At 40.1% G+C, this 20,883-nt stretch carries 20 protein-coding genes; 7 read left to right on the top strand and 13 right to left on the bottom strand.

Going from position 1 to position 20,883, the window contains the following annotated elements:
• Window positions 1-155: 155 nt before the first annotated feature.
• Together ACFIJ9_RS02340 and clpB are read right to left on the bottom strand one after the other, a co-directional pair.
• Window positions 156-1,295 (bottom strand): hypothetical protein, encoded by a 1,140-nt coding sequence (locus ACFIJ9_RS02340; RefSeq protein WP_375635633.1) that lies wholly within the window; start codon window positions 1,293-1,295, stop codon window positions 156-158.
• Window positions 1,296-2,167: 872 nt separating this feature from the next.
• Window positions 2,168-4,747: an ATP-dependent chaperone ClpB gene (gene clpB / locus ACFIJ9_RS02335; RefSeq protein WP_375635632.1), complete on the bottom strand. Its 2,580-nt coding sequence runs from the start codon at window positions 4,745-4,747 to the stop codon at window positions 2,168-2,170.
• Window positions 4,748-5,364: 617 nt separating this feature from the next.
• Between clpB and ACFIJ9_RS02330 the strand changes: the two genes are divergently transcribed.
• Window positions 5,365-6,294, top strand: coding sequence for a DUF3472 domain-containing protein (locus tag ACFIJ9_RS02330; RefSeq protein WP_375635631.1), 930 nt, complete (start codon window positions 5,365-5,367; stop codon window positions 6,292-6,294).
• A 70-nt stretch (window positions 6,295-6,364) separates the two neighbouring features.
• Here ACFIJ9_RS02330 and ACFIJ9_RS02325 read toward each other — a convergent pair whose 3' ends face one another.
• Together ACFIJ9_RS02325 and ACFIJ9_RS02320 are read right to left on the bottom strand one after the other, a co-directional pair.
• Window positions 6,365-6,553: a hypothetical protein gene (locus ACFIJ9_RS02325; RefSeq protein ID WP_375635630.1), complete on the bottom strand. Its 189-nt coding sequence runs from the start codon at window positions 6,551-6,553 to the stop codon at window positions 6,365-6,367.
• Between the two features lie 722 nt (window positions 6,554-7,275).
• Entirely contained in the window at window positions 7,276-7,416 is a 141-nt protein-coding gene (locus ACFIJ9_RS02320) for a hypothetical protein (RefSeq protein WP_375635629.1), read from the bottom strand.
• Between the two features lie 1,022 nt (window positions 7,417-8,438).
• Between ACFIJ9_RS02320 and ACFIJ9_RS02315 the strand changes: the two genes are divergently transcribed.
• On the top strand, window positions 8,439-8,810 hold the full coding sequence (locus tag ACFIJ9_RS02315; protein WP_375635628.1) for a helix-turn-helix domain-containing protein: 372 nt from the start codon (window positions 8,439-8,441) through the stop codon (window positions 8,808-8,810).
• Window positions 8,811-9,236: 426 nt separating this feature from the next.
• On the opposite strand, the gene ACFIJ9_RS02310 is transcribed toward ACFIJ9_RS02315, so the two are convergent.
• The 6 genes from ACFIJ9_RS02310 to ACFIJ9_RS02285 all read right to left on the bottom strand — a co-directional run bounded on the left by ACFIJ9_RS02310 (window position 9,237) and on the right by ACFIJ9_RS02285 (window position 13,246).
• Window positions 9,237-10,445, bottom strand: coding sequence for an MFS transporter (locus ACFIJ9_RS02310; protein WP_375635627.1), 1,209 nt, complete (start codon window positions 10,443-10,445; stop codon window positions 9,237-9,239).
• Between the two features lie 305 nt (window positions 10,446-10,750).
• On the bottom strand, window positions 10,751-10,957 hold the full coding sequence (yacG, locus tag ACFIJ9_RS02305; protein WP_375622490.1) for a DNA gyrase inhibitor YacG: 207 nt from the start codon (window positions 10,955-10,957) through the stop codon (window positions 10,751-10,753).
• 98 nt (window positions 10,958-11,055) lie between these two features.
• A complete protein-coding gene (locus tag ACFIJ9_RS02300) occupies window positions 11,056-11,769 on the bottom strand; it encodes a Maf family nucleotide pyrophosphatase (RefSeq protein WP_375635662.1) in 714 nt (237 codons plus the stop codon).
• A 220-nt stretch (window positions 11,770-11,989) separates the two neighbouring features.
• Window positions 11,990-12,208, bottom strand: coding sequence for a translation initiation factor IF-1 (gene infA, locus ACFIJ9_RS02295; RefSeq protein ID WP_004857577.1), 219 nt, complete (start codon window positions 12,206-12,208; stop codon window positions 11,990-11,992).
• A 331-nt stretch (window positions 12,209-12,539) separates the two neighbouring features.
• Complete coding sequence (locus ACFIJ9_RS02290; RefSeq protein WP_375635626.1) at window positions 12,540-12,671, bottom strand: hypothetical protein; 132 nt, start codon at window positions 12,669-12,671, stop codon at window positions 12,540-12,542.
• Between the two features lie 437 nt (window positions 12,672-13,108).
• Complete coding sequence (locus tag ACFIJ9_RS02285) at window positions 13,109-13,246, bottom strand: hypothetical protein (RefSeq protein WP_375635625.1); 138 nt, start codon at window positions 13,244-13,246, stop codon at window positions 13,109-13,111.
• Between the two features lie 155 nt (window positions 13,247-13,401).
• On the opposite strand from ACFIJ9_RS02285, the gene ACFIJ9_RS02280 reads away from it, so the two are divergent.
• The 3 genes from ACFIJ9_RS02280 (at window position 13,402) to ACFIJ9_RS02270 (ending at window position 15,746) form a co-directional block, all read left to right on the top strand.
• Window positions 13,402-13,767, top strand: coding sequence for a helix-turn-helix domain-containing protein (locus tag ACFIJ9_RS02280; RefSeq protein WP_375635624.1), 366 nt, complete (start codon window positions 13,402-13,404; stop codon window positions 13,765-13,767).
• Between the two features lie 868 nt (window positions 13,768-14,635).
• The gene (locus ACFIJ9_RS02275) at window positions 14,636-15,001 is read left to right on the top strand and encodes a helix-turn-helix domain-containing protein (protein WP_375635624.1); all 366 of its coding nucleotides are present in this window, start codon (window positions 14,636-14,638) and stop codon (window positions 14,999-15,001) included.
• A 379-nt stretch (window positions 15,002-15,380) separates the two neighbouring features.
• Window positions 15,381-15,746, top strand: coding sequence for a helix-turn-helix domain-containing protein (locus ACFIJ9_RS02270; protein ID WP_375635623.1), 366 nt, complete (start codon window positions 15,381-15,383; stop codon window positions 15,744-15,746).
• 915 nt (window positions 15,747-16,661) lie between these two features.
• Here the strand turns inward: ACFIJ9_RS02270 and ACFIJ9_RS02265 are convergent.
• The 3 genes from ACFIJ9_RS02265 to ACFIJ9_RS02255 all read right to left on the bottom strand — a co-directional run bounded on the left by ACFIJ9_RS02265 (window position 16,662) and on the right by ACFIJ9_RS02255 (window position 18,248).
• On the bottom strand, window positions 16,662-16,805 hold the full coding sequence (locus tag ACFIJ9_RS02265) for a hypothetical protein (protein WP_375635622.1): 144 nt from the start codon (window positions 16,803-16,805) through the stop codon (window positions 16,662-16,664).
• Between the two features lie 698 nt (window positions 16,806-17,503).
• A complete protein-coding gene (locus tag ACFIJ9_RS02260) occupies window positions 17,504-18,085 on the bottom strand; it encodes a disulfide bond formation protein B (RefSeq protein ID WP_375635621.1) in 582 nt (193 codons plus the stop codon).
• Between the two features lie 10 nt (window positions 18,086-18,095).
• Entirely contained in the window at window positions 18,096-18,248 is a 153-nt protein-coding gene (locus ACFIJ9_RS02255; RefSeq protein ID WP_015856857.1) for a DUF5993 family protein, read from the bottom strand.
• Between the two features lie 814 nt (window positions 18,249-19,062).
• Between ACFIJ9_RS02255 and purE the strand changes: the two genes are divergently transcribed.
• Complete coding sequence (gene purE / locus ACFIJ9_RS02250; protein WP_015856858.1) at window positions 19,063-19,560, top strand: 5-(carboxyamino)imidazole ribonucleotide mutase; 498 nt, start codon at window positions 19,063-19,065, stop codon at window positions 19,558-19,560.
• A 1-nt stretch (window position 19,561) separates the two neighbouring features.
• Window positions 19,562-20,713 (top strand): 5-(carboxyamino)imidazole ribonucleotide synthase, encoded by a 1,152-nt coding sequence (locus tag ACFIJ9_RS02245; RefSeq protein ID WP_375635620.1) that lies wholly within the window; start codon window positions 19,562-19,564, stop codon window positions 20,711-20,713.
• Window positions 20,714-20,883 lie beyond the last annotated feature (170 nt).

Raw genomic sequence — 20,883 nt, 5'->3', positions numbered from 1 at the left:
CATTATTCCATTCATATCCCCCCTTAAATCGAATTCAAACCAGCTCCCCACACCCCCTCAAAGAGCAATATTTTACGGCAGATAGAATAATCAGCTGCATTTTTGTTTTCACTTATAATTTTCCAATGACTTTTGAATGCCTCTATTAATCTTTTTTATAGCACTTTTACTCTTTTTAAAGCTTCTTTCTCTGCTTCTTCTTTTAACTTCATGTCATTGGCGCCTTCGTACCTTTTTATTGTTTTTTCAATCTGATCATCAGTCCCTGCTTTAAAGACAATCATTGTTTCAAACGGACGAAATAATGACGATTGCGAAATATGAAACAAGATATTCGTGCGCGAATTGCTTGGATCAAACTTGCTATACCTTTTTATTTTTAAGTCATCGATAGATATCGCTTTTTTTGACATAGCAAGACCAATAACATCGCTATTTTTCTCACCAAAATCTTTCACTTTTAAAAGGTTATTTTTAGCGTCACAAACTGTCGATATATTCATGACTTCGTTAAGAACTTGATCATTTATGTCAAATTGAGCACCTATGCCAAAAATGAATACAAGATCACGCAAAGAACAAGCTTTTTGAAAATAACAAGCATTGTACAAACGTGAGTGAATCCCAAGACAGTTGACTGCTTGTCGAATGATTTTTATAGCGAGCTCATATGATTTTTCATCTAAACGAAGATTACGAATGTCTGGAATGTAGATTTCTTGTGTTTCTTGTAACGGTGCAACTTCACTGTTTAATGCACTATCAATAAGCTTTTCTAACCAATTGTAACTCTCAATATTATCCTGATTTCGGAAGAACGATCTGATCTCTTCTAAAAGATTGTCCAGCCCATACTCTTCTCTAAAAGCACGCTCTCTTCGATCACACGTCATCGTAAATGTATGGGTATTTTCTCGTTTGTCCGGTATAGATGATGCGTCAATTTCTGGATCATTCACTTTAAATGGATCAACGCTTTCTCCACTTTTAACAGATATCGAATGCTCACCTCTAATAGTATCAAAAACTCTCGCCCCTTGCTCCTCCCTAAAAGAAATGCCTTGTTCAAGAAACATCTTTAATGGATTGGAATCATCCGGTGTTAACGATATACGCTGTATTAAAGAGTCCAAAATTTCCTGTTGAAGCTTATCATCACTTATTAACGAATCTTTCCTATCCTCATAGAAATCCTTTAAGCCTTTTGGAATACGCCGATTGTAACTCTTAACGCCCTCTGCAAACCAGCTGTTAATTAATTCCTTGTTTGTGGCTAAGTTTGTGGCTAAGTTCATGAGATTATACCCCCCGCTTAAATTTCAAATGATCCTTTTGATCAATAAACTCCAATACAGTTTTTATTAAAACTCTTGAAAAAAGTTCATTATCTTTTTGTTTTACTTAATATTTACCGTATTTTAGCTTATTGGTAAAAATAGACTCAATTAAGATATAGATGATATTTTTATTATACACCTCCACTTAAACTTGCTTTTATAACGCGAATAGAGAAAATTTTAACAAAAAACAGGTTAGAGGTCTTGTTTTTTAAGTCTTTATCTTGATTAAAAAATTACAAAGGAGCAAACTTGATTGTGCAGATAATCATGCTTCATTATCTACGAGCCACCAACATAGAGTTGTGATCAATCAAACAGTTTTAAAAAACTTTTAGCAAAATTTTAAAGCAGAAAAACGCATAGCACCGAAAAAAATGAGAGAGCAGTGCATTTTCCGCATCCTCCACCTTTTGCTTAAACAGCAAAACTCCAATCCATCGTCAAAATATCTTCGTCTAAAATTCCCCATGTCACAGATCAGCCCCCTCAAAGAGCAATGTTTTACGGCAGATAAACGGCATTTCTCTTTAACGCTTTTACGCACAAAGCAATAAAGCAATAAAGCAATAAAGCAATAAAGCAATCCCGCTTGTGACTTCACTCATTACATTGCAAGAAAATAGTTTTCACTACAAACAGAAGTAAAAGAATCCTACGATATTCGAGAACACTCATTTAACATGCAAAAACACCGACCACTCCCTTTGCTTTGCAATAAAACACCCGCTGTCTCATCGTGAATTTTTCTAAATCAGCACGCCTCAAAGAGCGGTGTTTATCACATAATAGGATTATCACCGCCCTTTATAGCGTGAATTTCTTCAAACTTAATCTTCAGGCAAAAATTCCAACCGATCACCTTGTTTTATAATTTTCACCGTTGTTTCATCGTGAATTTTTCCAAATAAGATATTTTCCGCCAGTGGGTCTTGAATTTCTTTTTGGATAATCCGTTTAAGCGGACGTGCACCATAGAGGGGATCATAGCCTTTATCGGCAAGAAATTTCCTCACCTCTGGCTCGATTTGCAAAGTTATTTTGCGTTCATTGAGCAAATTTTGCAAATGTTCTATCTGAATATCGACGATCGCTTCCATATCGTGGCGTTGCAATCTTTGAAAGAGAATAATCTCATCAATACGGTTTAAAAACTCCGGACGAAAAGCCGCTTTGACGACATTCATGACATCATTTTTTGCCTGATCAGTTGTTTGTCCTTCAGGCAAAGCGGTTAAAAATTCAGCGCCAAGATTAGAAGTCATAATCAGCAAGGTATTACGAAAATCAACGGTACGTCCTTGACTATCGGTCAAACGTCCCTCATCGAGCACTTGCAACAAGAGATTAAAAATATCAGGATGTGCTTTTTCAATTTCGTCGAACAGAATGACCTGATAAGGTCTTCTGCGTACGGCTTCGGTCAGCACGCCTCCCTCTTCATATCCAACATATCCAGGCGGCGCCCCAATAAGCCGCGCCCCAGCATGTTTTTCCATATATTCAGACATATCGATGCGCAACATGGCATTGGAGTCTTGGAAAAGAAAAGCGGCCAGAGCTTTGGTTAATTCGGTTTTTCCCACACCAGTAGGACCCAAAAACATGAAAGAGCCAAGCGGACGATTGGGATCTTGCAACCCTGCGCGCGCGCGGCGTACAGCGCGAGAAACAGCTTGAACAGCCTCTCCCTGACCAATCACACGTTTGCTAATTTCATCTTCCATCCGCAACAGCGCCTCCCGTTCTGCCTCCAGCATTCGATCAACAGGAATACCGGTCCAGCGTGAAACAATCCGTGCCACATGTTCAGCAGTGACCGTTTCTTCAACGAGATGATTTTGTTGGTCATCATTTTCAGCGATGCTCAATTGTTTTTCGAGTTCAGGGATAACACTATAAGCGAGCTCTCCAGCTTTTTGGAATTGTCCATCACGCTGTGCAATAGCCAAAGCATTGCGTGCTTCTTCGAGTTGTTTTTTCAAATCAGCAGCATGCCCTAATTTTTGTTTCTCAGCCTGCCAAGCCGTTGTCATCTCAGCGGACTGTTGTTCCAATATTTTCAGTTCATCCTGCACGCTTTTCAAACGTTCTTTTGCTGTTGGCTCGACATCTGTTTTCAAAGCTTCACGTTCAATTTTCAACTGTAAAATACGCCGATCAAGTGCATCAAGTTCTTCCGGCTTTGAATCGACCTGCATCCGCAACCGTGCCGCCGCTTCATCGATAAGATCAATAGCTTTATCAGGCAAGAAACGATCCGTAATATAGCGGTTAGACAAACGCGCCGCCGCAATCAAAGCACTATCAGCCAAGCGCACTTTGTGATGTTGTTCATATTTTTCTTTAATACCGCGCAAAATAGAAATAGTATCCTCTAAAGAGGGTTCAGGCACAAAGACAGGCTGGAAGCGGCGTGCAAGAGCAGCATCTTTTTCGACATATTTTCGATATTCATCCAAAGTCGTAGCCCCCACACAATGGAGTTCTCCGCGTGCGAGAGCAGGTTTTAGCAGGTTGGAAGCATCCATAGGACCATCGGATTTTCCTGCCCCCACGAGATTATGCAATTCATCGATAAACAAAATGATCTGTCCATTTTCAGCTTGCACCTCTGCCAGCACCGCTTTGAGGCGCTCTTCGAATTCCCCACGAAACTTTGCACCAGCGATAAGCGCTCCCATATCGAGCGCATGAAGCTGTTTATCACGCAAAGTTTCAGGCACATCGCCATTAACAATGCGCAATGCCAACCCTTCCACAATAGCTGTTTTCCCCACCCCAGGCTCCCCAATCAACACAGGATTATTTTTCGTCCGCCGTGAAAGCACCTGAATAGTGCGGCGAATTTCCTCTTCCCGCCCAATAACAGGATCAAGTTTTCCTTCACGAGCATCTTTTGTCAAATCACGAGCATATTTTTGCAAAGCATCATATTGGCTTTCGGCATGGGGGCTTGTTGCTGTTTTTCCCTTCCGCAAATCATTAATAGCCTGATTAAGCGCTTGCGCTGTCAAACCACCCTTTGTTAAAATATCAGCGGTTTTTGCGGTCTTTTCCATGATCAGTGCTTGCAACACACGCTCCACAGTCACAAATTGATCACCGGCTTTTTTCGCCAGATCTTCAGCCATGTTAAAGACTTTTGCCAACGGCTGAGACAAATAGAGCTGTCCATTTCCCCCTTGCACTTTTGGCAAAGCATCAAGTGCTTTGTTAAGCGCCTTTCGAATAAGAGTAAGATCACCACCCGCTTTTTGGATCAGTGATGCCGCCAACCCTTGAGAATCGTCTAACAGCACTTTCAACAGATGCTCCGGCATAAATTGCTGATGATCAGAAGAGAGGGCACTATTTTGTGCTGATTGTAAAAAACCTTGCAACCGTTCGCTATATTTTTCCAAGTTCATTTTTTTTCCTTAAATCTCAAGCCACCGCCGCACTTTAAACTCCCCCAACATTCCACAAAAGAGACATCTTCAAAGGACCGACTAATCCCCACAAAACACCGCAAATGATGCCGCATGAAGAAGAACCGTAGTGCTAAAAAGAATATGGGTCCTCACAAGCCCTATAGCAAGAGGGAGAGAAAGGCGCACTGTCATTATTTAAATAAAAACTGCAACTCCCCTATAACCCCACCAGCACAACCCCACCAGCACAACCCCACCAGCACAACCCCACCAGCACAGCCCCACCAGCACAGCCCCCACCAGCACAGCCTTACAAGTAAAACCACAACATCAGTACATCATTATTAATGAATTGAATTTAAATGAAAGCAAATACACCTTTTGATTTTTAAAAAGCGTATTTTACGACATGTAGTTAAGAGTGAAATAAAAAGTATTTATTATATTTTCTATTTAAAATAGATTAAATATAATTATATTTATGGAATCATTTCAAATTTATTAAATGAAATTAGGTTAATTTGTACAGTAAAGTAAAAAATATTCTTATAATTATTCTATTTTGTCTCATAAGCAAGCCAAGCTACGCTGTTTTTGCTGGTAAAGTTGTCACGATGCAACACACATGGTCTCAAAATAGGTCATTTGATACATTTTCTTTTTTTCAGCAAATAACTTATGATGGTGGACCTCATTCCATCTATTTCTGGGGAAACGAGTTTCAATTCAAAAATGGAAAAAGTGGCTATATTGGTTTATTCAACAGAGGCACCCGCACCATTCACTTTTCTATCCGGAATGCCACGGGATGGAAGAGTGAGAAATGTAAACATTTTACCCATGAGGGCTCAGGAGTACGCTGTGAGATTGAATTTCCGTGGAAAATTGGAACTCGATACAGATTGGATGTTTCCAAGAATGGAAATCTAGTTACAGGAACAATAATCGACCTTATAGCTGGTAAAGCAACAACAGTCGGTGTTATCGAAGTTCCAAACACATTTGGCAAGCTCCATAAATCTTCGAGTTTTGTTGAAGATCATTCTCGTTGGAAGAGGCATCTTTCCTCCTGTTATGTGTTAAGTCCACAAAGTTCCACCTTTTTCAGCCCTATAGCTGATTACAAATACCAAGCGTTCATAAATGCCTCTGCTGAAGGACACTGTAAAGATCCTCACGTCGTCCAAATAGTATGTAAATTCAGTACGTGCATGAATAGTATAAGCGACCTTGGAGGTTTAGCCTCCCCCACAGCTGAGCCGAAAGTCCCCATTTCCAATGGGAAAGACCTCTCTGCACAAACTATTTCGGATAAATTGAAAAAAGAAGAGCTTGTCGTCGTTTATTTACAAGATGGTGCTTGGGCACCCAATATCTTTTTCCCGTCCCCCGGCCCATTTATGTGGAAATCAATCTTCGTAGACAACCATGCAGCTTCAAGTTCCTCAATTCGTACCGATCATGAGATACGAAAAGTAACCACAGGCCAAAAAATCATGTATATGTCTGATGGAAAAACTTGGAAAATTATGAAAAAAAACTAAGCTTTTCTTCTTAATAAAACATAAATTCCTCACGCCCTTTGAAAACAAATGGGAGGTTAGGTAGTTTTTTTCATCTTCCAACCACTGTTTTTCTCCATTTTCTAGTTCCTTTTTCCAGCCCTGCTCTCATCCCATCTAGCTTACCCCATCCCCGTGCTTCCCAGCACATTTTCTCCACTCTCACCCTCCTCTCAAAACCACAACACCCTTTTAATAGAATCCTCACCTCCCTCTCTATCATCCTTACACCATCCTTCACGCATCCCTTTGCACCACCCGCCTCTTATCCACCCCCTCTCTTTGTCCATACGCACTCTCTTCATCCTCCATTCCACACACCCCTTCCTCGCCGTCATATACTTACGACTTAACACCCCTCTTCATCTCAATTTTCCCCCCTCCATTCACAGTCTCTTCACCCCCCATTTATCTCACCACATTCCATGCCATGATAAAAGCATACACAAAGGACAAATCCTCCGCTTCACTTTTACAGATTCACATTTTTACGCTTTTACATCTTTACAGAACGAAGCCAACGAAACTTCCAAACCAGCACCCCACGCCACTCTATAAACAATAGTCTGTAAATAATTCAAATGCTTGCATAGCAAGTTTCCACCACTGACCACCCATTCGTTTCAGATCATTCCCCCATTCCCCCTACACACTCTTCTCCAATCTCCAACCAACGCCCCTAACAGCATTCTTTCATTTCCTTTCCAGTCTGCACACCCTCCAGCTCGCCAATCCTGTCAACACATTCCACGCCAGACAAAAGCCAAACATGACAAAAACACGCACAATGCATCAATCAAATCCATAAGTCCTTCGCTTCACTTTTACAGATATACATTTTTACGCTTTTACATCTTTACAGAACGAAGCCAACGAAACTTCCAAACCAGCACCCCACGCACCACTCTGTAAACACTGTTCTGTAAACAATCTGATTTCCCGTCTATCAGATTCCCCTGCTGATTATTTCATATGGCTATCCCACACCTCAAACGAGACTGTTTCATCAAACACGCCAGATAAGCCATGCCCTAAAATATTCCCCACACACTCTTCTCCAACCAACGCGCTTAACAACTCTCTTCCTCCCAACTTCTCCTCCATTCACAAACTCTTTCCCCATTTATCTCACCGCATTCCACGCCAGACAAAATCCCAACATGACCCGAAAACATGCACAATGCATAAATCCACAAATCCTCCGCATCATTGTACGGATATACGTTTTCACGCTTTTACACATTCACAGAATGCAACCAAATGAAAGGTTCACCACTCCGCAGTGCTCTATAAACAATACTCTACAATTTAACTTCTTACCCAACACCCCCTATAAACTTCAGATCACCCACTCCTCAAACGAAACTGTTTCATCAGACCAGACAAGGAAATCCAGCCTAAATATTCATCACACTCTAAAAAACACCTTGATAAATTGATATGCCTGATATCATCGCCTCTCCAAATAACGCCGTTTTATGACATATTGATTTTTCTTGCCAATTTTCTGAAATTACTTTATCACTTAAAAGATATTTTGATCGTCCACGCAACGATCAAGAGGGAAAACAAGCCCTAAACCCTAGCGTACAATTGAACCCACTTTTGTGGGGGACCCGGGATTCCGGGAGTTTTTGCCATGTCCAGGTGCTCTTAGCACTAAAAGCAAAAAAACTGACTAGAGCTCAGTATTTTGACTCCCAGAATACCAATGCGAGGGCGCTCGCCCCCAGCGGGGGGCTTGAAGTGCAAACCAAAAATCCACATTTTATCGACATTTCTGATTAAGCAAAAAACGCGATTTATAATCCATATTTCGCACTTTTTTAAAAAGTACCCAATCTTATAGTCTTTGATATTATTTTAATTTTTCTTGCCAATTTCCTGAAACTACTTTATCACTTAAAGTGTAATTTTGGTCGTCTACGCAGCGATCAAGAGGGAACTGAAAGCCCTAAGCTCTAGCGTAAAAATGAACCCACTCTTGTGGGTGTCCCGGGGTTCCGGGAGATTTTGCTATGTCCAGGTGCTTTAAGCACTAAAAGCAAAAAGCTGACTAGAGCTCAGTACTTTCAGACTCCCGGAATACCAATGCGAGGGCGCTCGCAACCGGAGGGGGGCTTTAAGTGCCAACTAAAAATCCACATTTTATCGACATTTTGATAGGCAAAAGAATCCGTCACAGACGCATTTCAATAGGACTTTCCCAAAAGGAATTAGGAAGCCATTTAGGTGTCAGTTTTCAACAAATCCAAAAGTATGAAAAAGGCTTCAATCGTGTAAGTGCCAAATGTTTACTGGAAATCGCCCAAAAACTAGATGTTCCCATGAGCTTTTTTTATGCAGACCTTGCTACAAAAGAAGATATCTCAATAAAAGACACTCTCTTACACCACGATCAAGAAACCTATAGCGAAAAAGAACACACCCTTTTAAAAAACTTTAGAGAGCTCCAGCCGAAAAAACAAAAAGCAATCTTGTGGTTGATTTCTGATTAAGCAAAAGCACAACAGTTAACATACCCCCTGCCTAAAATTTCCCATACTTGATATCACCACACCCCTCAAAGAGTGATATTTTACGGCATGTAGGATAATTTATACTATAGCTCATTTTCTGTTTCCGTTATTGCTTCAAGCCAAGCTGATTGAGGATCAGTGGCTGGGGTTGAAAGTTTAACTATTCGTAGCATAACAGGGTTCAATACAGTGCAATCGTTACTCAAAACCATGTCTCCGCTTGAGTTTATGAGACGGTAGAACAGTGTCAAGAAGGCAAAGCCCCGAAAAAAACATATGAGCGGTTAAGTAAAAATCAAAAGATTGAGCTTATAACGTTGAAAAAGCTGCTCTATGTTGGATTATCTCCACGTCCTCTAAATCTCAGAAAAATGATTTACAACACATGTTTCGTTGATGAGCCAATCATTCAGAATGAATAATGAACAAAGGACGGCTTACCAATATCCTGATACCCAATAAACAGAATAACCCACTCAATCCAGAAAAAAGGAACAACTGCCCAGCCGAAGTGTGACCTAAAACAAACGCTCCAACAAAGGGAGCCACCAACATAGCTAAATTTTGTATAGACTGCACCCATCCAGAAGCCAACCCAATCTGTTCATTGAAATTGGTTACCAGATAAACATTAGAAGATATGGAAAAGTAGGCACTAACCATTCCAACAAGAAAAGAACAGAAAAACAAAGTTTCAATACGGAGTAAATCCAAGTAAAAAAAGCACACTGAAATCATTACAAAACAAACCATTGTTGACATTGCAGGCATTAACAACTCTGATATTTTGCCTGTAAGGGGTTTATGCTTTGATTGTTTCACTCTCCAAAACCCATATAAAAAATTACCAATCCCTGAAGCAGATACCAACATCCCAAGAGCCTGTTTATTCATTTTCAGTGCATTAAGGATGACAGGCAACTGATTATTCACCATAAAGATCATGGCAAAATACACAAACATCACCGCCACATAGGCATACCAAGTTGTCCCATAAAGCCTATGCTGTGATTTCATGGTGTTCGCTGTTTTTACTATGAGCGACGAGACAGGTTGTGCACCAATACAACAAAACACTATAAAGCCTAGCAACGTCAGAAATCCAGAAAACAATAAAGTATATGTATCTGACAAAAACGCAGAGAGCGTACTCCCCAAAGCAGGTCCTATCATCTTCGCCATGCTATTGATCATGTTAAGCACAGAATAGTAACGAGTACGTTCTTTTTCAGGCACAGAATTTGCACTGAGAACGAAAATTGCTGGAATGGCTAGACTATTGAATGTCGCTCGAATAACTGCCAGTATAATAAATCCCTGCAGACTCGTCGCCATCAATAAAACGACAGTACATAACGCCCGTAACAACAACGATGCACGCAACCAATGTATCATATAACGATGACTTACCAACATTCCAATTGGCTTAGACAGAACGATACCCGGTAATAATGTTGCCGCTCCAATAAAAGCGACATCATATTGATCAGCTTTCCAGATGAACACAGATACGGTCAAAATCACGATATAATCAATCCAGCCCCCAAATGACACCATGCCATTACCCAGCAAAAGCACCAACAAGCGATTGTTTGTTGCCCCGTCTATTTGCACTAAAACACGCCCCCCTCTTTTTCCTTAGCAATACTGATTGGATTATCAATTCTTCCCTCACACCCTAAAGGCATCAACGACCTTCCGCAACAAAGCAATTTATAATTACAAAACCACTGGTGCTAAGTCTTAGATATGTATTAAAACTTTCATCATTGATTGAACTTAATCTGCGTCTTTGCGAATGACGACAATAACCAAGCCGTTAATCCAGCTCTTGAATCCATTTACGATAATCCCGCGCGCCCTCACCTTCAGCTCCAACACGAAAAACGCTCTGAGCATTCTCTCCTCAAGAGGACTCTTTATTCTTCTTCATCACTTTTCTGCGGCGGGGGCGGTAAAATATAAGCGCCTGAAAGCCAACGATTAAGATCAATGGCTCGGCACCGTGTGGAACAAAAAGGATAGGCGTTTTGTTGTGACATTTGACCACAAATAGGACAAGGATGCGGAGGACGAGTCTCTTTTTGCAAATTTAGCTCTTTTTTTTCTTGGCGCACCTTTGTCATCTGCTCCTTCATTAACTTTTCTTCTGTTCCTTTTTTTCATTTTTGCTTTTTTCTTTTTGTTGCTTTTCACCTTGCATTGATCTTGCCTTAAAGTTTTTCTAATGCGTTTCTTCAACCCAATGAGTGAAAAGTGGATAGTGATAAGCGGTCAAGAGATCGACTGTTTCAGCCAAAGGCAATCCCACAACATTAGAATAAGAACCCGTGATATAGACAACAAAAGCACCGGCTTTTCCCTGAATAGCGTAGCCACCAGCTTTCCCTTGCCATTCACCAGAAGCAAGGTAAGCCTTCATCATGGAAGAAGTTAAGCGTCTAAAACGGACACGACTTTCAACCAATTTTACGGTTATTTTTCCACGTTCATTGAGCGCACAAACGGCGCCATAGACCTTGTGCGAACGCCCAGAAAGGTATCGCAAACATTCATAAGCCTCGTCTTCACCCTCTGGTTTGGGGAGAATGGTGCGCCCCACAGCCACCACCGTATCAGCAGCCAAGATAATCATTTTCTGTTGAGGTAATTTTTCTTGACCATTCTGCAACTCTTCTTGACCATTCTGATCGTACCAGCGCAAAATTTCTTGGGCTTTCAGCGCTTTTTCTTTTGCCAAACGTTTGGCAAGATTTGCAGGATGTTCTTTTAATTTTGGCGTTTCATCAATATCGCTTGCACAAACCTGCTGAGGATCAATCCCTATTTGTGCTAAGAGCGCTAAACGTCTTGGCGAAGCAGAAGCAAGCACCAAATGAATTCCTTCTGTAAGAGCATCTGCCAAACGTTTTTTCCCCCACTCTCTTATATTTTTCATTTCCACCCCTTCACAATCGACTTCCCTCTCGCCCCTTTTACGCGCCCCCTTTTTAAGCGCCATTAATCTCCTTATCTTTTTTCCGCATTGATTTTACAGTTTTTCAATGCCATTCAAACACTCCCCTTTTTTCACTCATGAAAAGCAAGCTTAAAAACTGTTAAAAAATAATAGAAATAATATGATGGCTTTTACAAAAAAGCGCAAGCCACCCCTTAGGCTACTTATAGCGATATGTAATGCGCCCTTTTGTCAAATCATAAGGTGTCATTTCCACCATGATTTTATCACCTGCCAACACGCGAATACGATTTTTCCGCATTCTACCAGCAGTATGCGCAATAATTTCATGATCATTTTCCAGTTTCACACGAAACATTGCATTCGGTAAGAGTTCAGTAACGATACCAGAAAATTCTAAAACTTCTTCTTTTGACATAAACAAACATTTCCTTTACAGTGCACATATTTTATTAAGCTGTGCGTTATTTCCAGCGTTCATATCCTATTTTCTTAAGTTTGTGAATAAAAATTCAACAAAAAGAGAAAGGTTTTTCAAGTTTACTCTCTCATGCGCTCAAAAAACATCACCACACATATCACCACACACATTGAGGCTCAAAACTTTCTCTCCACCAATTTTTCCCACCCATTTCCTCCAATTTTTAGGATGATCTTGATTTCAGAGTGACGAGAAATTGCGCTAAAATTTCTCCCCCTCAAGCGTTTTCCCAATGCCTCTGACTATCTCCACGACTTACAAACAATCCTCATCCCTCCAACTTTTCCTCACCTTCCGCCTTCCACACCCTAAACATGCGCCATTGGGATAAATGCAAACACCTCTCCCCATCCAGAAGCCCCCTCCTTTTTTCAAAAACATCCTTCACAAATCCATCCACGACATGCTCCACAGCCCTCTCCACTCTCTATGCATTTCCCCGCACAGCCTGACCCATTTTTCCTCTCTCCACACATTTCATCTAAGCTATCCTCTATTTATGTTGCTCTCCCAGCTTGAAAACACGATCCCTATACATTCCGTCTCATTAACCACAACGCCCCCTAACGACATAAAGCCTTTTCCTTTTTTTTGCACATTTCCGTTTTTACGCTTTTATACATTCACAGAAAGCAGCCAAATGAAACTTCCACATCACCACCCCCGCGCTGCTCTGAAAACAATGCTCTACAACCCAGCTTCTTACCCAACACCCCCCTATAAACTTCAAATCACCCCCCCTCAAACGAGACTGTTTCATCAGACCAGACAAAGAAATCCAGCCTAAAATATTCATCACATTCTAAAAAACACCTTGATAAATTGATATGCCTGATATCACCCCCCCAATAACGCCGTTTTATGACATATTGATTTCTCTTGCCAATCTCCTGAAATTGCCTTATGAATGAATACTGTAACTTTGGTCGTATACGCAACGATCAATAGGGGATCAAAAACCCGAAACCTAAACATAAATTTATCCCACTTTTGTGGGTTTCCCGGGTTTCCGGGAGTTTTTGCTATGTCCAGGTGCGATGAGTACTAAAAGCAAAAAGCTGATTTAGGTTCAGTATTTTTGACTCCCGGAATACCAATGCGAGGGCGCTCGCAACCGGAGGGGACTTGAAGTGCCAACTAAAAATCCAAATTTTATTGATATTTCTATAGGCAAAAGAATTCGTCAAAGAAGAATTGCCATGGGACTTTCCCAAAAAGAATTAGGAAGCTATTTAGGCGTCAGTTTCCAACAAATCCAAAAATACGAAAAAGGCTTAAATCGTGTAAGCGCAGGGTGTTTACTCGAAATCACCCAAAAACTGGATGTTCCCATAAGCTTTTTTTATGCAGATATTGCCACAAAAGAAAATCTTTCGACACATGCCGCACACTATGATCAAGAAACATACAGCGAAAAAGAACACACCCTTTTGAAAAACTTTAGAGAGCTCAAAGCGAAAAAACAAAAAGCAATTTTGTGGCTGATTTCTGATTAAGCAAAAGAGTAACAATTGACATTATTTGCCAATATCCAACTCCCCCTATAAACTTCAGATCACCCACCCCTCAAACGAGACTGTTTCATCAGGCCAGGCAAAGAAATCCATCCTAAAATATTCATCACACTCTAAAAAACACCTTGATAAATTGATATGCCCGATATCACCGCCCCTCCAAATAACGCCGTTTTATGACATATTGATTTCTCTTGCCAATCTTCTGAAATTACTTTATCACTTAAAAGATATTTTGATCGTCCACGCAACGATCAAGAGGGAAAACAAGCCCTAAACCCTAGCGTACAATTGAACCCACTTTCGTGGGGGGCCCGGGATTCCGGGAGTTTTTGCTATGTCCAAGTGCTTACCAGCACTAAAAGCAAAAAAACTGACTAGGGTTCAGTACTTGTGACTCCCGGAATACCAATGCGAGGGCGCTCGCAACCGGAGGGGGCTTTAAGTGCCAACTAAAAATCCATATTTTATCGACATTTCTATAGGAAAAAAACGCGATTTATATCTATAGGAAAAAAACGCGATTTATAATCCATATTTCGCACTTTTTTAAAAAGTACCCAATCTTGTAGTCTTTGAGATTATTTTGATTTTTCTTGCCAATTTTCTGAAATTGCCTTATAAATGAATACTGTAATTTTGGTCGTATACGCAACGACCAATAGGGAACTAAAAGCCCTAAATCCGAGCGTACAATTGAGCCCACTTTTGTGGGTATCCCGGAATTCCGGGAGTTTTTGCTATGTCCAGGTGCTTTAAGCACTAAAAGCAAAAAAACTGACTCGGATTCAGTACTTTTAGACTCCCGGAATACCAATGCGAGGGCGCTCGCAACCGGAGGGGGCTTTAAGTGCCAACTAAAAATCCAAATTTTATTGATATTTCTATAGGCAAAAGAATTCGTCAAAGAAGAATTGCCATGGGACTTTCCCAAAAAGAATTAGGAAGCTATTTAGGCGTCAGTTTCCAACAAATCCAAAAATACGAAAAAGGCTTAAATCGTGTAAGCGCAGGGTGTTTACTCGAAATCACCCAAAAACTGGATGTTCCCATAAGCTTTTTTTATGCAGATATTGCCACAAAAGAAAATCTTTCGACACATGCCGCACACTATGATCAAGAAACATACAGCGAAAAAGAACACACCCTTTTGAAAAACTTTAGAGAGCTCAAAGCGAAAAAACAAAAAGCAATTTTGTGGCTGATTTCTGATTAAGCAAAAGAGTAACAATTAACATTATTCCATTCATATACCCCCTTAAGTCAAATTCAAACCAGCACACCACACCTCTCAAAGAGCAGTGTTTTACGGCATAATAGAATAGAAAGATTTTGATTTCTCTTGCCAATTTTCTGAAATTGCCTTATGAATGAATACTGTAAGTTTGGTCGTATACGCAACGACCAATAGGGAACTGAAAACCCGAAGACTTGACACATGAATTTATCCCGCTTTGCGGGTATCCCGGAATTCCGGGAGATTTTGCTATGTCCAGGTGCGCTCTAGCACTAAAAGCAAAAGGCTGAGTCAAGTCAGTGTTTTCAGACTCCCGGAATACCAATGCGAGGGCGCTCGCAACCGGAGGGGGCTTTAAGTGCCAACTAAAAATCCAAATTTTATCGACATTTTGATAGGCAAAAGAATCCGCCATAGACGCATTTCAATGGGACTTTCCCAAAAAGAATTAGGAAGCTATTTAGGCGTCAGTTTCCAACAAATCCAAAAATATGAAAAAGGCTTAAATCGTGTAAGCGCAGGGTGTTTACTCGAAATCGCCCAAAAACTGGATGTTCCCATAAGCTTTTTTTATGCAGATATTGCCACAAAAGAAAATCTTTCAACACATGCCGCACACTATGATCAAGAAACATACAGCGAAAAAGAACACACCCTTTTGAAAAACTTTAGAGAACTCAAAGCGAAAAAACAAAAAGCAATCTTATGGCTGATTTCTGATTAAGCAAAAGAGTAACAATTGACATTATTTGCCAATATCCAACTCCCCCTATAAACTTCAGATCACCCACCCCTCAAAAGATGATGTTTCATCAAACGCGACAGATACGTCCTATTCTAAAATATTCTTGCCCCTTCACCACCCTAAAGTAAGATCACTGAAAGCACCCGTTCACTCCCTCTTCAAAAAGCAACTTTCCCCCTCTCTTCCCTCACACCCTCTCTTCTCTCTCATCAACGCACCCGCCTCTTCATCCAAACTTCCCCTCCCTTCACAGACTCTTCATCCCCAAACCCCAATCTTCTCTCTACATTCCATGCCATGATAAAATCACACACCACACATAAAATCGCAGCTTACTTTTTTGCACATTTCCGTTTTTACGCTTTTACGTCATTACAGAAAGCAGAAAATCTGTAAAAAATGCATTACACAATAACGTTTTCACCAACTGTCATTAAAATCTCGCCTCCCTTTTCATTTAAATCCCTCTATTTTCACTTAAATCATAGATATAAACCGCCCTATTATTTGCATTGACCAGCATAAATTTTTTCGACAACTTCTAGCTATCAAAAGGATTTATAGGAAGCATTTTACGACTTTTAAAAAATTTTTTATTTACATCCAGTGCTTTCTTGTAACGTACGAGAGTACATTTAATTGATTGACTATAAGAAAATTTGAAATGAGAGAACCTTTTCGTTTTTCTCATTCAATATTCGCAACGATAACTTATCCTTATAAATCACCGTATTTTTTCGTAAGACAAAACGCACAAAACACAATATACTTGCGTTGCATATTCACACGCTTGTTTTAAAGACAGATCTCTCAACGCTCATCACACCCATTTCGCCAACGCTATCCATGATAGGAATGGCAAAATCCCCCCCCCATGAAATGTATAAAATCCATTCAGCCCCCCCTATCTTTACGCTTATGGAGGAACACACTGGCAGCATCACAAAAACTCTGCCAGCTCCCAATGTTGCGGACAGCCTTCAGTTCAAGAGCCAATTCATTAAAGGCATGCCTTTCTTGTAAAGTTTTTACCCACATGGCCCATCCGCTCATGATGTGCAAGCAAGTAATTTTAATTGATTCAATATGAGAGAACGGGTGATGAGAAAATCTTATTATTTTTCAGCGTTGTGCTTCACGTTGGAAATGATAATTTATCATTATAAATCAACACCTTAATAAAAAAGAGAGTCATCCAGACGCTTTATTTTTTCTAAAAAAGGCTTCACACTGAAAAGAAAAGATCTAAAAATTAGATAAAAAAAAAGGTTTGCCTCTAATAAACAAACCTCTGCAGAAAATTATTCAGATAATTTTCAAAATTTTAAATTAATCCCTCTAAAAGCAGCAAAGATACTTCAGAAGCATCAAAATGAATACAATAACTTATTTAACGCAATGTTAAGAAAAATCAAGAATAAAAATTTTTTATCGTTAATGCACCTTTAAAAAACGAAGCTTTTTAACCCACGCAGCTCAACAATCTGGGATTGTTCTAAAAACACCTGCAACCAATCCTTTTATCTCCCTCAAAAGACAGTATAAAAGGTTCACAGAGCAAGTCTTCGCTTAAAAAAACATCAATCGCAAGCGCTCATAAAAGCCAGTGTTGGCATAAAAGATCAGATTATCGAATAATCTTGCTAAAATGTCTTCCCAATCAATAAAAAAGAAGCGGATTTTTTAACATTTCCGCCTCTTTAACAATAAAATCACGATGAGGGATTATTAAAAATTCAAGACTGTGAAGGGAACCAATTTGATAACAATTCATACCTTACAGGATCATCAGCACATTGTCCACCACCACATTCCAGTATGGTAGAAATCAAATTTGCCGCAATCAAAAACACAAATAAAAAACTTGCCGTTTTACTCAAAAATGGAAAAGGAGAAAATTCTTTGAACTTATGTGCCAATTCGCCTAAAATCATGACAAATGAGACAGCAAAGATACAAAGGACAGAAATAATGAAAGCCCAAGTATAAAAATGCAATCCAAAGAACGTTGAACCATATCCCAAATCATCAGGTGTTATATGCAAAAACACTTGCCGTGCTGCAACGGCACTCGTTACCATACAACCGAGAATAACCATACCATAATGGGTATTTTTCACCTTATGGTGAATATTGAGCAAGAACCCACAACCTGCCAGCATCAATCCAACGCGCTGTAGCAAACAAAGGGGACAAGGTAACTCAAACTTTACCAATTGATAATAAAAAGCCACCACCAAGACAATAGATAACCCAATGAGTCCTAGCGTATTCATAAAGATGACGAAATGAGGGTTTTTTTGTTCAACTTGTTCCATGGCTATTCTCTCAAAAAGATAAATTTAAAGTAGAAGTTGCGTGATGATTGAAAGTGAGAAGAATGACAACGAATAAAATTGCCCACAAAGCATAACTTATATTTTTTTTGCCATACATAGTCGTTATTGCAGTACCTAAAGCGATTAAAAATGGAAAAAACATAGCTTTAAATCTCCTTTACATCCGGTGTTTAACTTTTAATTTATTTCAGCTTCCACCATTATTACAAAATTGGGCAAAAAAGAGACCATGGATTTATTATTCACAATTCGTCATTCACTTTATCTTGTCATTATATTTAAGTGAAAAAAAAACGCAGAACCATATAATCGCTAAGAAACACATCTTAACAAAAGCACAAAAGCGTTGATTATTCGCTTCCCTTTATATCAGCTATTATTAAAAATATATCAACGATTACAAAGAGCATATTCCCCCACTCAATTAATAGAATCACTTGAACAGCAAAATAAATAGCCTTTGAAATTAAGAGAGCGACATCTCTTTTTTCTCAAAAGAATATCCTCACTTTGCAACGCATTTTCGCCATAAAAATCTCTTTTTCTCATAAGCAATTTTTCAAATTGCAGCAGATTTTATAATATATGGTGACCATGTTTATTTTAGCAAATAAAAATGAGACATTTTTTAAAACTTACAATCAATGGCTTTCCCCCGATGTATTTTTTCCTCTTACCTTAAATAAACGACAATCCCGAAGCTCAACAGCCTCATAGGTCCCACACCACCCCTTAACACCCCCCTCAAAATTCATCCCTCCCCCTCAAAAGAAGTGCTTCATAACCTTCAATACTTTAATTTTTCAACTCTCGAGATCCCCCTTTAAATTTTTAGCTTTCCATCTTATTTGAAAAATAACTGTTTCTCTGTCATCAATTGGCTTTGCAAAGAGAATATAAAACTTTTAAAAAAATAATGATAAAGAATCGCATTGAACCTTTGAAAAGGATGGTGAATGATGAAAAAATCATGTGATGTCGCGATTTTAATGGGGAGCCAATCGGATTGGCAAACGATGTGCCATAGTGCAGATATTTTGACGAATCTTGGTATTTCTCATAGTTCGCATATTGTCTCAGCACACCGAACTCCTGAACGCCTTTATCAATTTGCAAAAGAAGCAAAAGACGCAGGGTTTAAAGTTTTAATTGCCGGTGCAGGGGGTGCAGCGCATCTTCCTGGTATGCTAGCAGCCCTTACGCCTCTTCCTGTTTTTGGCGTTCCAGTGCATTCTCATTCTCTTTCTGGTCAAGATTCTTTGCTTTCAATTGTGCAAATGCCAGCAGGGATACCCGTTGGCACATTAGCAATTGGCAAAGCAGGCGCAATTAATGCAGCACTTTTAGCCGCAGCCGTTATGGCCATTTATGATCATGATCTCGCCCAGCGATTACAAGATTGGCGTCAACAACAAACAGCCAATGTCGCCAAAACGCCTGTAACGGAGGTTTAAAATGGCACCGTTTTCCAACACCACCCTCTCATCCAACACGCCCCTCTCGTCCAACGCCCCCTCACCTAACATATTACCTCCAGGCAGCGTCATTGGTTTAATCGGGGGCGGACAATTAGCACGGATGCTCGCCATAGCGGCCGCAGAATTAGGGTTTCGAACAGTTATTTTTTGCCCTGAGGCCGATTGCCCAGCCGCTCAAACAGCAAACAGCCATATTGTTGCCTCCTATGACGATACATCAGCTTTAGATCATTTTATTTCTCAGTGTGATGTTGTCAGCTATGAATTTGAAAATCTTTCGCTTCAAACGGTTCAATATGTAGAGAAGAGTAAGCCTGTTTATCCTTCTTCCAAAGCATTAGAGATCACGCAAGATCGACTTTTTGAGAAGCAATTTTTACGTGATCAAGGGATTGGAACCGCCTCATGGTATGCTGTTGACAATTCTTCTTCTCTTCTTTCCGCTCTCGATGCCTTAGGCGAACGTGGTCTTTTAAAGACGCGTCGTTTTGGTTATGATGGGAAAAACCAGATCAAACTTGACCGCCCCAATGAACAAACCCTTGACGAAGCCTTAAGGACTTTTCAGGAGCAGCCTTGTATTTTGGAAGAAATAGTTCCTTTTTTATCAGAAATTTCAGTTCTCTCGGCTCGCACAAAACAAGGGGAACATATTTTTTATGATTGCCCTGAAAACCAACATAAAAACGGAATTCTTCATAAATCCTTTGTTCCATCCCATATTCCACTTGACGTGCAAAAAGCAGCCCAAGAAATCAGCCTAACAGTAATGGATGCCCTCGATTATGTTGGTGTTCTTTGTATTGAACTTTTTGTCTTAACGGATGGTCATCTTTTAGTAAATGAACTCGCGCCGCGTGTCCATAATTCTGGTCATTGGACACAAAAAGCATGCATAACTTCACAATTTGAACAGCATATCCGTGCTATTTGCGGTCTTCCCTTAGGCAGCACATACCGTCATAGCGATTGCCAAATGACAAATCTTCTTGGGAACAATTTAAGCACGTTAAAATATTTTCTCACGCAAGAGCGCACCTCAATCCATTTATATGGCAAAAGCACTGTTCAACCCTACCGCAAAATGGGGCATGTCATCCAATTAATGGGACCAGCGAGCAAATCTTAACGCTCACATATAAAAACGCTTTTTCACCCAAGTGAAGACAGAAAAAGCACCCTCTCCCCTCACACCGATATCCAGCGGCTCAAATCGCGCACACCCCTGACCTTTTAACTTTCCCCTGACATGGGCTTCTCCCCCCTTCACACCCTCCTACAAGCCCTGCTCTTTTAAAA

The organism is Bartonella sp. MR90HLJMH, from assembly GCF_042194115.1.
GTDB lineage: Bacteria > Pseudomonadota > Alphaproteobacteria > Rhizobiales > Rhizobiaceae > Bartonella > Bartonella grahamii.
Note: the sequence above shows the minus strand (reverse complement) of the source record. Positions and strands in the feature narration are given on the sequence as shown.